13 protein-coding genes are annotated in these 15,378 nt (G+C 38.3%); 8 read left to right on the forward strand and 5 right to left on the reverse strand.

The window, feature by feature from the left end; translation table 11 throughout:
• Positions 1–4 precede the first annotated feature (4 nt).
• Positions 5–3,379 (reverse strand): type VI secretion system Vgr family protein, encoded by a 3,375-nt coding sequence (locus tag MTO68_RS22255; RefSeq protein WP_244014393.1) that lies wholly within the window; start codon positions 3,377–3,379, stop codon positions 5–7.
• Between the two features lie 158 nt (positions 3,380–3,537).
• Positions 3,538–5,235 (reverse strand): NAD-dependent malic enzyme, encoded by a 1,698-nt coding sequence (locus MTO68_RS22260; RefSeq protein WP_244014395.1) that lies wholly within the window; start codon positions 5,233–5,235, stop codon positions 3,538–3,540.
• Positions 5,236–5,558: 323 nt separating this feature from the next.
• Here MTO68_RS22260 and MTO68_RS22265 point away from each other — a divergent pair, with 323 nt between their 5' ends.
• On the forward strand, positions 5,559–6,155 hold the full coding sequence (locus MTO68_RS22265; protein ID WP_244014397.1) for a hypothetical protein: 597 nt from the start codon (positions 5,559–5,561) through the stop codon (positions 6,153–6,155).
• A gap of 5 nt (positions 6,156–6,160) precedes the next feature.
• Here the strand turns inward: MTO68_RS22265 and MTO68_RS22270 are convergent, their stop codons facing one another.
• Positions 6,161–6,430 (reverse strand): DUF2798 domain-containing protein, encoded by a 270-nt coding sequence (locus MTO68_RS22270; RefSeq protein WP_004723447.1) that lies wholly within the window; start codon positions 6,428–6,430, stop codon positions 6,161–6,163.
• 58 nt (positions 6,431–6,488) lie between these two features.
• A complete protein-coding gene (locus MTO68_RS22275) occupies positions 6,489–6,908 on the reverse strand; it encodes a hypothetical protein (RefSeq protein ID WP_244014399.1) in 420 nt (139 codons plus the stop codon).
• A 194-nt stretch (positions 6,909–7,102) separates the two neighbouring features.
• Here MTO68_RS22275 and argS point away from each other — a divergent pair, with 194 nt between their 5' ends.
• From argS to MTO68_RS22310, 7 genes are all read left to right on the forward strand, one after another.
• The gene (gene argS / locus MTO68_RS22280; protein ID WP_004723449.1) at positions 7,103–8,893 is read left to right on the forward strand and encodes an arginine--tRNA ligase; all 1,791 of its coding nucleotides are present in this window, start codon (positions 7,103–7,105) and stop codon (positions 8,891–8,893) included.
• A gap of 145 nt (positions 8,894–9,038) precedes the next feature.
• On the forward strand, positions 9,039–9,632 hold the full coding sequence (locus MTO68_RS22285; protein WP_004723450.1) for an SPOR domain-containing protein: 594 nt from the start codon (positions 9,039–9,041) through the stop codon (positions 9,630–9,632).
• 444 nt (positions 9,633–10,076) lie between these two features.
• A complete protein-coding gene (gene creB, locus MTO68_RS22290; RefSeq protein ID WP_244014401.1) occupies positions 10,077–10,796 on the forward strand; it encodes a two-component system response regulator CreB in 720 nt (239 codons plus the stop codon).
• 3 nt (positions 10,797–10,799) lie between these two features.
• Positions 10,800–12,263 (forward strand): two-component system sensor histidine kinase CreC, encoded by a 1,464-nt coding sequence (gene creC / locus MTO68_RS22295; RefSeq protein WP_244014403.1) that lies wholly within the window; start codon positions 10,800–10,802, stop codon positions 12,261–12,263.
• 113 nt (positions 12,264–12,376) lie between these two features.
• Complete coding sequence (gene creD, locus MTO68_RS22300) at positions 12,377–13,789, forward strand: cell envelope integrity protein CreD (RefSeq protein WP_244014404.1); 1,413 nt, start codon at positions 12,377–12,379, stop codon at positions 13,787–13,789.
• A 69-nt stretch (positions 13,790–13,858) separates the two neighbouring features.
• Entirely contained in the window at positions 13,859–14,083 is a 225-nt protein-coding gene (locus MTO68_RS22305) for a hypothetical protein (protein WP_209828918.1), read from the forward strand.
• A gap of 59 nt (positions 14,084–14,142) precedes the next feature.
• Positions 14,143–14,499, forward strand: coding sequence for a RidA family protein (locus MTO68_RS22310; RefSeq protein WP_244014406.1), 357 nt, complete (start codon positions 14,143–14,145; stop codon positions 14,497–14,499).
• 60 nt (positions 14,500–14,559) lie between these two features.
• On the opposite strand, the gene MTO68_RS22315 is transcribed toward MTO68_RS22310, so the two are convergent.
• Positions 14,560–15,084 (reverse strand): DUF2726 domain-containing protein, encoded by a 525-nt coding sequence (locus tag MTO68_RS22315; RefSeq protein ID WP_004823674.1) that lies wholly within the window; start codon positions 15,082–15,084, stop codon positions 14,560–14,562.
• Between the last annotated feature and the right edge of the window lie 294 nt (positions 15,085–15,378).

Genomic DNA, 15,378 nt, shown 5'->3' on the forward strand with positions numbered 1-15,378 from the left:
TCTCTTATACTCCAAATTTATTAAAATCATCTTCTAAGTCATCTTTATATTCATCGTCTAAAGCTTCTTCAAGCTGACTATGAATTCCATCATCTACTAAATCCCCAGTATCATGATTATAAAGATCTTCATCTAATTCCTTTGTAGGTATAATACTTTCGTCTTCATTACTACTAATAAATTGAATTTCAACATTATCTGACGAATCACTAAATATTCTTGGTGTCCGTCCCATTTCATCCAATATCCCAATATATTCTGTATTCTTTGTTTTGTTTATGACTTTGAATCTAATTTCATCTTTCAAATCTTCTAAATTAAAAATATCACCAAAATCAAACCTTCGACTAAATATTCCACTCTCAGGCATTTTCGGTAACTGCGCATTTACAGTTGCCCCACTGGTAAACAACTGTTGGCCCGATTTCACTTCAAACTTTCCACCAGTTTTAATAAAGACACCACTTCCATTAACCACAAGCTGAGTCCCACCTGCTTTTAAGTCAATTTCTTTAGAACTGGTCAGTTCGATCTTATCCTCAGTCGCGATCAGTTTAATCACTTTCTTCGCAATGATTTCAATCAAATCATCCTGTGCCTGCACTTTTATCGGTCCTTTTGCAGCAAAAGCACTTAAACCTTTCTGTGCAGCAAACAAACTAATTTTATCCTGCGCATGACCAACAATATTCTTCTGAGCACTCATGTTAATCGAACCATTTGCACTTTCAGCAATATCTTGTGAAGCTTGAAGAATAATATCTTCTGGCGTGGTTAATGCAATCCCATTTGGCGAAGCCAATAGCATCAACGCTTGACGGAAAATCTTACCTTGTTCTTGTTTAGCGTTGTCGCTGCTATTTTCCAAGCCTTGTGTGTAGCCTTCCATAAAACCTTGCAAACTACCTAAAGCCTGCAACGGTTTAATTTCAAGTTTGTTACCCTTATTGAATGTTCCGCAAGTACTCATAATGTCAAAGTCTTTGATTTCAACATTGGACAAGACCTTACCCACATTACTAATGGATTCAAAAGGATTAGATTTAATATCGTCTTTTAAGCTTGCAAGCTTACCTTTAATGATATCTGTACCGTGCTCTTCAACGTTCTCAATAAACGCTTTTAAGTTTTCAACGGCTTCTTTCGCATCAGAGAAATATTCATTAAATTCATCCACGATGCCTTTTGCATTACCACCTAAAGCACCGATGTCTTTAATAAACCCACCACAATCTTTTAAAGCATTCAAGGGGTCATTACTCACCCCTTCTTTAAATAGATTTAGAGTCGTATTCAATGCCTGTCCTGCATTTTTTAACTCAAGTGATTGAATGAATTTCGGCAAACGATTGACAACATTCAAGGCATCTGTTTGTTGTTTGACTGCTATTTCACTCAGCACTTTCATACTTTCTGCACCTTGATTTAACAAGGACTGCGCTTGTGCTGCTTCTAAGTGGTCTGCAATCGCATTTTCTTGGGCATACGTCGTGATAAGCATGCCTTTGCCTGCGCGCATGGCACCATAAGCATCGGTTCTTAACTCAAAACCTTCGCCACGCCCATTGCTGGTTTCCTTATCTTTCGGATGGCTTAAGTTCCCGAGATTAAGTTGTGTTGCTGCATGACTACTTTGTAGCTGCGTACTGATTTGGCCTGTTGTATCATCAAAGCGGAGTTGGTTAAAACCTGATCCACCCACTTCCGATGAACGAATACCGCTTAGTTTTTTGGTATCAGGCAACTGGCCTTTAATATCAAACATGGTTTGATGACGTTCTGCTTCATGTAAACGTCCCATCACAAATGGACGGTCGACATTGCCATCAAAGAAATCAATAACTACGATTTCACCAATTCGTGGGTGGAATCTTGTGCCATAACCTTCTCCGGCCCAAGAGGTCAATACATCAACCCAAGCTGAGTCTGTATCATTGTCATTCGAGCCTGCACCACCATCATGACTATTGTCATCGGTACGGGTGAAGAGGAAACGAACTTTGATTCGCCCCCATTGATCGACATAAATCGTTTCGCCTTGCGGGCCAACCACTTTGGCACGTTGTGGAAATGCAGAAGGTCTATGCGCTAAAGGATTATACTCAGGAACGATCGGAATTCTACGGCGCACCAAGGACAACTCATTGGCTTGACGCTGGTCTTTAATTAAATGGTTCCAGTAATTTAAATTAAGCAGCTTGGATAACTGATCTTGTAACTCTTTAGGTAAGTTATTTTGATTGTAAAAAGTCTTACCTAAGATTAAGAACTCACGATCCGAACCATCATGTTGATCAATTTCAGGATGTTCTCTTAGTTCAAACCAATAGCCAACTTGTGCATCGCGCACTGAACTGGTTGCGGTAAAATATTTGGACTGTAATTCTTGGTATTGTGTTAGTTGAGTATTTAATTTATCAACTTGAGCTGAACTGGAAACTGTGGTTTGGTCTTCGCCATTGAGATCACTGGTCCAAGCTGGGCTAATTGTCCAGGCCTGCTCTAAACTTAAAGTTTCATTGTCTTGTTGATCACTATGTTGGTGATTACTTAACTGGCTATCGCCCTGATCTTGTAAAAGGCTATCCGCTTGCCAACGTTGTACTTGTATTGCTGTTGATTGAATTGAGCGCTGGGCGATGAGGCTGGTGATCGTGTCAAAGCGTTCTGTTGCATGACTGCGATGGAAACGAATACTTCGTCTAGGCATTGCCTCATATTGCGTATTGTCATCAATCAGACGTAATTTCTGTGCCTGAATCTGCGTTGCCGAAATAGGCACAATTCGTACAGATTCATCAACTAACCAGTTAATACCCTCACTGCGCCACAAGCGAGTTAAAAACTCATAATCCGTTTCATTGGCTTGCATTACAAAAGGACGGATATCGTATTGTTTTTTTAAACCACTACTATCCAGACTTAAACTGGCAGAAAATAAGGCACTTTTCGCTTGCCACTCTTTAAATAAGATTTCCGATATTTCCAGAACACTTTTGTTCATAAAAACACGGCTATTACGACGCTTATGCCAAAGACTGGTTGCATCTTCAAGCGTTAATTTATAAACGCTTAACGCCCCATCACTCTGCCCTTGGCTTGCCCCTGTTACAATTCCAGTGGTTCGGTACAATTCACCAAAATCGGTGACTTGATCAACTGCAACCTGACACCCGATAAATTGTTTTAAAGCAATATGCGCATTGGTTGAAAGGCAGAGTAATTCTGCCTTTAAGCCTTGATTAATCTGTTGTTGCCCCTGAATGCATTGCAAGAATACACTGCTGTTTAAGGCTTGATTTGAGAATTGAACGTGGATCGCTCGTGTTTGTAATCCCAAGCCAAAGCTTTCAAGTAAGGTCGTAATATTTTTCAGCATTTTAGTTATTGATATTTAATTACAAGTGTCCTTATTTTAATTAAAAATTCAAAAAAAGACACCGATAAATTGTTATATTTTTTAATCAATATCTCTTTTAAAAAAAGGGAAATTATCTAGTAACTTCCCTTTTTATCTTCATTACCTATCAATAAAAGTTAAAACGGAACACGTTTATAATCACGATATTCTGGTTTCCAGAAGTTCTGTTCAATACTTTCTAGCAATTGCTCATCACTGATCATCGGTGCCACACCATCTTGAATAGCGGCTTTAGCAACTTTAAACGCGATAATTTTAGAGACTTGCTGCAATTCATTTAAATCAGGCAATAAATCTGCATGGATATCTTGCAACTTCGGTGAACAATCGGCCAAAGCTGAACTAGAAGCCATCAGCATATTGTCCGTAACACGGGTTGCTTGAACTGCTACCACACCCAAACCAATACCAGGGAAGATATAAGAGTTATTGCACTGTGAAATCTGATAGGTTTCACCATGATAATTCACAGGGGTAAATGGGCTACCTGTCGCAATCAATGCTTTACCTTCTGTCCATTGAATAATATCAGCTGGCACGGCTTCAACTCGTGAAGTTGGGTTGGATAAAGGCAATACAATCGGATATTCACAATTTTCAGCCATTGTTTTAATGATTTCTTCTGTAAATAAACCCGGTTGACCGGATACCCCAATCAATACGGTTGGTTTGGCATTTTTCACAACATCAAGCAGTGAAATGATTTCCTCAGCATTGCCCCAATGTGCAACATCTTCAGGTTTCTGCGCAAGTTTACGTTGGAAATCTAATAAGTTTGGCTGATTTTCAGTGATTAAACCAAAACGATCCACCATAAATACTTTGGCACGCGCTTCAGCATCCGTCAGGCCTTCAGCAACCATCTGTGCAATAATTTGTTCTGCAATACCACAACCTGCTGAACCAGCCCCTAAGAAGGTAATTTTCTGGTCTTTGAGCTGTTTACCTGCGGCTCTACTCGCAGCAATTAAAGTACCAACGCAGACTGCCGCTGTTCCTTGAATATCGTCATTAAAACAACAAATCTTATCACGGTATTTTTCAAGTAAAGGCATGGCATTTTTTTGCGCAAAATCTTCGAATTGAATCAATGCTTTTGGCCAACGACGTTTAACCGCTGCAATCACTTCATCGACAAATTCATAGTATTCATCCCCACTGACACGAGGTTGCGACCATCCCATATAAATCGGGTCATTCAATAATTGTTGATTATTGGTTCCCACATCAATGGTAATCGGCAATGTATAGGCTGGACTAATACCACCACATGCGGTGTAAAGAGACAGTTTTCCAATTGGAATACCCATGCCGCCAATACCTTGGTCGCCTAAACCAAGAATACGCTCACCATCTGTGATTACAATCACTTTGACATTTTTACGGTTTACGTTGTGAATGATTTCATCAATGTATTTACGGTCAGGATAGGAAAGAAATACGCCACGATGACGACGATAAATATCGGAGAAACGCTGACATGCTTCACCCACTGTCGGTGTATAGATAATCGGCATCATCTCACTTAAGTGGTTTTCAATCAGGTGGTAAAACAGCGTTTCATTGGTGTCTTGAATATTTCGTAAATAAATATGCTTATTGATCGCTTCACTGAAAGAACAGAACTGTTGGTATGAACGTTGACTTTGTTCCTCGATACTTTCGATCACATGAGGAATTAAACCGTGTAAGTTAAATTGAGTTCGTTCTTCTTCTGTGAAGGCTGAACCTTTATTTAATAAAGGCAGCTCTAATAAGGCATTACCTGCATAATGAATATATAGAGGATATTTTTTCAGGGTTTCCGTTGGCATTTCCATTCTCATTGAAGCAGACTGCCTGCTTCTATCTTTTGCTAAGCTACGACTTTGGTCTGATACAAGCTTAAGCCTATTTTTGACTAAATGGGTATTTAGATACGTGATAATGATATTCAAAGTATTTTACAGAATGATAAATTATTCTCAGTTTTGCGGATCAAATTCTCTTTTTTAAGCAATTTAATATTTTTCCATATAATAATGAGTCATGATCCCGCCATTAAAATGCATATTTGTACGCAATTTTGACCAATCATTGATTTTTTTTCTGTTTAGATTTATTTTGTTTAAAATACGATGAAGCTAAACCAATAACAATGAACACAAAGATCTCTCTACTCCTTCTTAGCACAGTCATTGCATGTACTGGCTGCCAAACTGCAAAAAAAGTCTCTTCTGGTGTTTCTAAAACCACTGAAAAAGTCAAAAGTATGGTGGGCTTAGGCGAAGCCAAAGTTCCAGAAGTTGATCAACAAGGTGTGGTTGATGTCAGTAAAGCCACCCTCGAAAAACTAGAACAAATGAAGATCAATATGCCCACTGGACAATGGGTCTATATTGAAAATGATCTTCAAGGTATTTACACCTTACAGAACAAATCCAGTGATGGAAACGTCCTATATTTGCGTTTGAATTGTAAGATTCCTTCGCAGAAGTCTGGTTTTACGATTGAAGATAAAGATGGCAAAGAGCTGCTCAAAGCACATGATGCGCAAACGGGTCAAGTTCAATTCTTAATCGACAATAACAACTATGGCAATCCATTTGACTTAGTCAATGCGAAAAAAATGCCGACATTTAAAACGGCACTGAGCAAAGCCAAAGTGATTAAAATCTTTAACAATTCCAAACTTTATACCTTTACAAATGGCCATGCTGAATTGCTTAGCAAGCCTGTCACATGTAAAGAGTAGATCCATTATTTAGGCATATCCACAAATACGGCGGTTAAACGTCGTACTAAGGGTAAAACAATCAGAACCACAGGATATGCCACAGCCCATGATACCATCCATGCAGCAAGCCATTTGACCCAAAATCCGTTAATCAAACCCACATTGATCAACATATTAATCAATGACACCATGCCACTCATTAAACAAGATAAGAACAACGGCATAATCCATGCTGCAAATTTTGCAGGGAGTTTTGGGATATTGCCAATAATTGTGGGAGGAGTATTTGACATATATCGCTCTAAATTTACCAACAGGACACATTTTATTCTTTTAATAGACCTGAAACAATTAATCCTTCCACATAACATCGGCCACATTTTGCCATTTGATTTGATTGGACAAATTTAAAGGCTGATCATAGAGCTCAGATATCACATTGATTGCATCATCGAGTAAAATAATTGAATTTAAAGGGAGCCAGGTGTCATCACCAACATCAAATAACGCTAAGTTCAGATCTTCATTGCAAGACAGCCACGACTCGCCTTGTTGGGCAGTAGGGATATTTTTATCGTAACGCAAAATCAAGTGAGTCGTATCTATCCACCAAAACAATAAAATGATCTGACCTTGTTTTGGCATATCTAGCGCAAGATAACCTGAATTTGAATATTCCAAGTCTGTGGGCTGAATCTTCGCAAATAACTGTATAACTTGTTCTTTTTCTATATTTTCATGATCAATTTGATCTAAAAAACTCACAAACATATTTTTTATCCAGTGATTAAAGCAGTGTAATCCGTCAAATCCATTTGAAATCTAAACGCCAATACACAGTGAAATTGAGCATACTGCCATTTTTCTTATCGAATAAGTTTTATTCTATACAAATGCATTCACCTAAAAGGCGCAAAATTTGCTATATTTAGCGTTTTTCTGCGACATTTATTTCTCTATAGATTATGAATACGGCCATACAAGCAGCTCTTGATCATGCAGTGCAATCCCTACAAGCTGAAGGGACTCTTCCATCTGACTGGAAAAACACGAGTGTTTTAACGCGAACTAAAGACCGAAGCCACGGTGATTTCGCATCAAACATTGCCATGATGGGCGCTAAAGTTGCTGGTATGAAACCACGTGATCTTGCAGAGAAAATTTTGGCAAATTTACCCGAAGTGGTTGATATTGCCAAAGCTGAAATTGCGGGTCCTGGTTTTATCAACTTCTTTTTAAATGCCGATCAACGCTTTACTGTGTTGGATCAGATCCAAGCACAAAAAGAACAATTTGGTAAAACCCAAGCAAATGCAGCCAAGAAAATTCAGGTTGAATTCGTTTCTGCCAACCCAACCTCTAGCCTGCATGTAGGTCATGGTCGTGGTGCTGCATATGGTATGACTGTTGCAAACTTACTTGAAGCAACAGGTGCCAAAGTTGAACGTGAATATTATGTCAATGATGCTGGCCGTCAAATGGACATCCTCGCCACATCAACTTATTTACGTTATTTAGAATTAAGCGGCCAAACTTTAGTTTTTCCTAAAAATGCTTATCAAGGTGATTACGTTAAAGAAATCGCCCAAGGTATCATCGACAAACATGCTGATGCTTATGTACGTAGTGTGGCTGATGTTTACAAAGATGTTCCAGAAGATGTGCAATATGCTGAAGAGCTTGATGCCGATGGCAATAAAGTGGTTATTTCAGGCGATAAAGAAAAGCACATTGATGGCTTAATTCACAACGCACAAGCTTTAGTGGGTGAAGGTTATCGTGTATTCCATCAAGCAGCTTTACATGCCATTTTAGATGACATTAAAGATGACCTTGGTGAGTTTGGCGTAACGTTTAATCACTGGTTTAGTGAAGCATCTTTGGCTGAAAAAATTGATGAAGCCTTACAAACATTAGATCAACGCGGTTTTCTTTATGAAAAAGATGGCAACATTTGGTTTAAATCAACTGAATTTGGTGATGAAAAAGACCGTGTAGTCAAACGTCGTAATGGACAAACCACGTACTTTGCTTCTGACATTGCCTATCATTTAAATAAATTACAACGTGGCTTTACTGACCTTGTTGATATTTGGGGTTCAGACCACCATGGCTATATTGCACGTGTTAAAGCTGCAATTGACGCGATGGGCTATGACTCATCTAAATTGACGGTACTTTTAGTGCAGTTCGTCAGCTTATGGCGTGGTGGTGAGATGGTACAAATGTCATCTCGTTCAGGTCAATTCGTGACATTGCGTGATCTTCGTAAAGAAGTCGGCAATGATGCAGCTCGTTTTTATTATGTGATGCGTAAATCTGAACAGCACATTGATTTTGATTTAGATTTAGCGGTATCTCAAAGCAAAGACAATGCCGTGTATTATATTCAATATGCACATGCTCGTATTTGCCGTATGTTAGAAAAAGCAGCAACAACAAATATTCAATTTGATACTGAAAATGCACGTCAATTTGCTGCAAAATTAGAACTTGATGCTGAAACTGAAATTTTAGCGAAACTCGCGGCTTATCCTGAAGTCCTTATTCGCGCTGCAAATAATTATGAACCACATCAAGTTGGTAATTATTTGAAAGAACTTGCTGCTTTATTCCATGGTTGGTACAACGAGAATAAAGTATTGGGTGATGATGCCGAATTGACTCAAGCCCGTTTATTGCTTTCAGCAAATATCAAACAAGTCTTACATAATGGTCTTGAATTATTGGGTGTATCTGCACCTGAAAGTATGTAAGTCAAGAATTGCTTTACATGTTCTCAAGACCAAGGTCTGGCTCAAAGTAAGCATTGAAGTGTGTAATAAATCATTACTTTACATCGTGTTCAAGCAAAACTATGCTTGAACACGATCTAAGCAATACATAATAAGAGGGTTCCACGTGTTTGGAAAAACGCAACGCGGTGTTTCAGAAAGGCCAACCAAACCTAAACAACCATTGATTCCTAAATGGTTAGGGATGCTTGTCGTCATTTTAATCGTGTTAAGTTTTGGTGTCGCACTGATGCTCTGGAAACCGTGGGCGCCCGTCCAACCCAAAAACGAAATCACGTCTGAGCATTATCAAGAAGATACCAACAAAGACTATCGTTTTTATGATCTGTTACCACAACAACAGGTTACCCCTATTCCTGAACAAGCTGTTCCTGAAAGCAGAAATCAACAACAACCTGTAATTGTTGAAGCACCGTCTCAGTCTGAAAATGTAGATGTCGGTGTAAATGCTGAACGCACAACACCTGTTCAACCTGAATATATTCTTCAAGTTCGTAGTTATGATGATCCTGATGCTGCTGATGCACGTCGCGCTGAAATTATCTTAAATGGTTTATCTGCCGATGTGGTTCAAAGCACAGAAGCTGGAAAAACTTGGTATCGTGTGATTTCAGGCCCTTATGAATCACAAAATGCAGCAGTGATTGCCCAACAAACCTTACAACATAGCGGTATTGACTCTATTGTAGTTAAACGCTGAGCCAATTTTCAGGCATGGTCTGATCAATCAATCATAAAAACAGGATGCTTTGGCATCCTGTTTTATTCTTCAAAATCGTTTTTAACCTTACTTAGATATGCGGACAAATTGAATACTTTTTACTCAAAAGAAATATAATTCGATAAAAATTTACCCAAATTGATCAAAATTAGAGTAATCTATTTTCCGCAATACATTACCCATGTCGTTGCCGAGATATCAAAAGTCACCAATACTTTTGATTTGCTGTCCTGTGATTGGCGTGACGATCAAATCCGAAGATTACAGGGCGCTCAGAAATTCACATGGGTAAAAGCCCACACCAATAGGCATTTAGCCAATTTCAAACAATAAAACAGTTCATCTAAACTTCACTGAAAATTCATTCGCCTAAGTATTTCAATTTGAGTACACTCCTATTGAGATTATGAGTTTTTAAATGCAATGAATAATAAAAAACAGATTTTATGTGTAGAAGATGATGCTGCTATTCTTATGCCGTTACGTTACGCACTTGAACGAGAAGACTGGCAAGTGACTTGGGCCAATTCAGGTCTGCAAGCCATTGATTTTATTCAACAGAAACCCTTTGATTTTATTATTTTAGATGTCGGATTACCTGATTTAAATGGTTTTGATCTCTGTAAAAAAATTCGTCTCTTTAATCACACACCCTTGCTATTTTTAACCGCACGAGATGACGAAATAGATCGTATTGTGGGTTTAGAAATTGGCGCAGATGACTACTGTACCAAGCCATTTAGTTCGCGTGAAATTGTGTCTCGGATTAAAGCCATTTGGCGCAGAATGGAGATACAGAATCAGTTACAGCACATCTCACAGCCAAATACACAGCTTTCTACAACGCCAGCTAAAGTTTGGCAATGCAATGATGAGGCTTTGCAAATCCATTACTTAGGCACAATACTTCAGCTGACTCGCTATGAATATCGCTTACTTAAGTTATTGATTCAACGCCCTGAACAGGTATTTAGCCGTCAACAATTGATGGATCATGTATGGGAACATCCTGAGCATAGTTTAGAAAGAACAGTCGATACTCATATCAAAAGTATTCGCAATAAACTCAAGCAGATCTCTCCTGAGCAAGACCCAATCGAAACCCATCGAGGTTTTGGCTATAGTTTAAAAAGGCAAGGCTAAACCATGTCTATTTTTATTCGTATTTGGTTCTTCTTTGGATTGATCATCTTGCTGGGTTTATGGTTTATGTCTTATACCTTCAATCAACAAGTAAAGCCCAATGTACGACAGGTCGTAGAAGATACCCTTGCGGAAAATGCTAATATTATCGCGATGTTAGTGGCTGAAGACGTCTATGAAAATAAAGTCAGTACCGTTCAGTTTGATGAAAAAATTCAAAAAGCACTGAATCGAAAACTCAATGCCACGATCTGGAAACATAATAAAAATGAGATCAATCAACAAATCTATATTACCGACAATAAAGGTATCGTCATTTATGACTCACAAGGTATCGCTACAGGACAAGATTACTCACGATGGAATGATGTTTACCTGACCTTAAAGGGAAAATACGGCGTTCGCTCTACTCGCAGTTATGAAAAGGACAGCAATAGCAGCACCATGTTTATTGCAGCACCAATCTATTATCAAGTTGGTCAACAACAGCAATTGATTGGCGTTGTCAGTATTGGAAAGCCCAATATTTCAGTACAGCCTTATATTCAGCGCGCTGAAAATCAGCTGATTCGACAAGCCGCTTGGATTACATTACTCAGCCTGTTTCTTGCCAGTTTGGTGGCCTATTGGCTAAAACACAGCATTGACCGTGTGCGTAAATACGCGCAGGCACTTGCCCCTGTCAATCAAACGCCCTATTTTCGTTCGGCAAAAGAACTCAATCAAGTTGCTCAAGCTGTTGAAAATATGCGAGAAAAACTCGAAGATCGTGCTTATGTGGAACACTATGTCAATACACTGACCCATGAACTCAAAAGCCCACTTACCGCAATTCAAGCCAGTGCAGAACTACTCAAAGAAGATTTACCACTAAATGATCAACAACAATTTGCCACGCATATTCATGAACAAAGCCAGCGCTTACGTAGCCTGATTGATCGGATGCTCTTATTGACCCGTCTGGAAAAATCTAAACATCAAATTGAAATGCAAAATTTCAATTTATCTGAACTGATTCAACAAACTTTAGACCAGCATGCCAGTCAAATTCAGGCCAAAAAAATCCAGTGTTTACTGGATATTGAAGCCAATTGTATGGTTGGTGCAGATCGGTTTTGGATTCAACAAACCCTTGCCAATATTTTAGATAATGCGCTGGATTTTTCTGCAGATTCAGCAAAAATCCTGATTCGGCTTCATCGTCAAACACACCAACAAGTAGAATTACAGGTTTTTAATGAGGGCGAATGGATTCCAGATTATGCACTTACGCAAGTGTTTGATACTTATTTTTCCTTGCCTCGTCCGATTAGCCAGCAACGCAGTTCTGGTATTGGACTGAGCATTGTTAAACAGGTCATTGAACAACACCATGGACAGATTCACATTGGCAATATTCAAGGAAATGAAATCACCATCTTACAACCCCACCAAAAAGGTGTATTGGTAAAAATTAAATTGCCTTAGCACGGCCAAACTTCACTTAAAATTCATATAAAAAACCGATACACCTCAAACAAAGCACATTGCTGTTTCGCACACTCAACACTGACAAAAAACAACGGCGAAGGAAAACAGTGATGCGCTCCAACTTTATTACATTCAAAATTATTGCAATCGCAATTTTAGTTGCCTTATTTTGGATAGGCTTACTCTTTATTACCAGTCTGGTCTCAGAACGACAAGATTATCAACGGGCATTTCTAAAAGAAATTGCACAAAACAATATTAGTCCTCAAACCGTGATTTCACCGTATATCCGTGTGCCCTACAATGAGCAAAAAAACTGCCTCGATGAAAAGAAGGTGGCCTATTTGTGTACTGAGGAACAATGGCTATATATCAGTGCTGACAGCACACAATGGTCATCCAACTTTAATGTTTCTGACAACACTTATAAACGCACCATCTATCGAGCAATTAGCTACACCGCCAATCTCATGGCCAAAGGGGTATTCCAAAAACCAACACTTGAAAAGAAAGATTACCAATGGGACCGAGCTGAAATTATCTTCCCTGTACATGATCCTCGTGGCTTAGATACACAACCGAGCTTAAACATGCTCAATAAAACTTATGCCTTTGAAATGAGTGCTCAAGGGAGTAACAATTCTGGTTTTGACTTTATGTATATTTCTGCAAAAAAATATCCTGAATTAATCAATGCCATTCAAAATGGTTTTACTTTTGATTTAACCGCCAATATTACGGGTCTGGGGAAATTCACCCTGATCCCAACCAGTCGTAGCGTCACTTATCAGGCCAAAGGCAATTGGGCGGATACCAAATATTCAGGACAAAACTTACCCTTTGCAAAAACCAGTACACCACAACAATTCACCGCACAATGGAAAAATATTGCTCTAGGTCATCAAAACATCAGTAAGTTGATTGATTGCGACAACAATGAGTGTATTCGCCAGTTTAGTAATGGCTATTTTTCCCAAGAGCCAGCTTATATGGGTGAACCTGCTCAAAGTATTGGTTTATCAACAGAATTCCTAGAATCAGTCAATGTCTATACACAAACAGATCGTGCGATTAAATACGGTATCGTGATTATCATCATCACCTTTGCTTGTTTCTTTCTCTTCGAAGTGCTTAAAAGCTTACGGATTCACCCCATTCAATATTCTTTGGTGGCGATGGCTCAAGTGGTGTTCTTTGTTTTACTGCTTTCGATCAGTGAATACTATGCCTTTGCATGGGCTTATTTCGTTGCTGGAATCGCCTGTGTCGGGCTCATGAGCTGGTACTTATACTATGTGATGAAAGGTTTTAAAGCCGCGGGCCTATTCAGCATCATCCTGAGTTCACTTTATGCCGTGATGTATATGCTATTGCAATCTTCAGGCAAAACCTTCCTGATCGGCTCTATCATTTCATTTGTTTTACTTGCTGTAGTGATGTTTATTACACGGCATATCGACTGGTATCAAATCAACAATAAGCCTGAACAAAAACTCAAATCCTATACGCCCCCTCAAGCTTGATAACGGCACAGTGAATAGCTCAAAGCGATTCACTGGCTTAAAAATAGAATCTAAATAATAGGTATTTCAATGAATACTTCCATACCACAGGAGCAGCAACACTTTAAGCAGTTGCAACAACTTTGTCCTCTGCAATGTTCAATTGCATTTTGTTTAAATCAGTTACGTGGTGCGCAAATTCAATTTTTAAATTTAGGCAATTTCATTATTTGCCCAGAATATAACTGTTTGATTATTTTTAAGTATAAAATCCTCATTCGTATAGATAGATTCACCAACAAGCAACAAAGTTAATTTGCAGATTGTAAATGATGACGTAAAATTTAAAACATAAACAAACTTTGAGAATGATCATGACTGTACAACGTTTGCACGTAGAAAAACGCTTTTCTGAAATCGCAATTTCGGGAAATTTAGTTCACTTGGCGGGTCAATTGGCTACGGATTTAAGTTTGGATATCAAAGGGCAAACTCAACAGACCTTAGATATCATTGATCGTTTTCTTACAGATGCGGGCACAGATAAAAAGCATATTATGTCTGTGATGATTTTTTTAAAAGATATCGAAAATGATTATGCAGGAATGAACGAAATCTGGGATACATGGTGTTCAGATATGCAAGCTCTGCCGAGAACTTGTGTAGAAGCAAAGCTTTATCGACCTGATGTTTTAGTTGAAATGACGGTTGTTGCGGTCAAACCAGAATAAGCTCGTTATTTAATTTTTGGAAAGCGTAAAAAATGCATGTTTAAACATGCATTTTTTTGATTAGCTATATGCGCGATTTGAGTACAGATCAAACTTCCCCAGTACATGTTCCTCCAACATTTGCGAATGGTTCATTTCTGAAAATTCTGTTAAAAAATCTTCTCGCAAATCCTGATATTCTGGAATTCCCATATAACGAATCACGCGATAACCTGCTGACTGTAACAAAGCATCTTCATAGGTATTTTGATTCGAACGCTTAATCGCATTGGTATCATCTAAAGCAATCACAGCTAAAACTTTATAATCTTTGTCCAGCACAACAAAATTTGCAAACATTTGCTGATACTTACGACGTGTATGTAAATATTTTGTCGTTAACAAGGCATCAAAAGATACATGAGCCAAGATATTGGCTTCAGGTAAAATTTCTTTTAAACGCGTAAACGTAATTTGTTCATGTGAGTTAAATACTGCTCTTCTTCGTAAAGCACTATCTGCTTGTTGCTTATTTTTCAATCCTTTATAAGCAGCACCAATCACGACAGCAAGTAATATCAAACTCGCAACGATTATCATGTCCATTTTTCATTTCCTAATTCTTTATTATAATTTGGTCTACGACCAGTTCTTGTGTATCAAAGATACTATTTTTAATCAGTTCAATTTTGTAATATGCCAGACGCATTCTCATATTTGCTTTTTCAAAATAATCAAATAAATCACATTTTTAACTTATTTATTGAACTATTATTTGTTTTATTCACTTGGTATTTCAACCAAATGAATTGAATTGCACCTCATATATAGCGTGTATTGAATGCGAATACAACTGAATTTAATGAATCTTGCGTACTATTGTAGGACAAGGATATTCGA

It is taken from the genome of Acinetobacter sp. NyZ410, assembly GCF_022828975.1.
Classification (GTDB): Bacteria; Pseudomonadota; Gammaproteobacteria; order Pseudomonadales; family Moraxellaceae; genus Acinetobacter; species Acinetobacter guillouiae.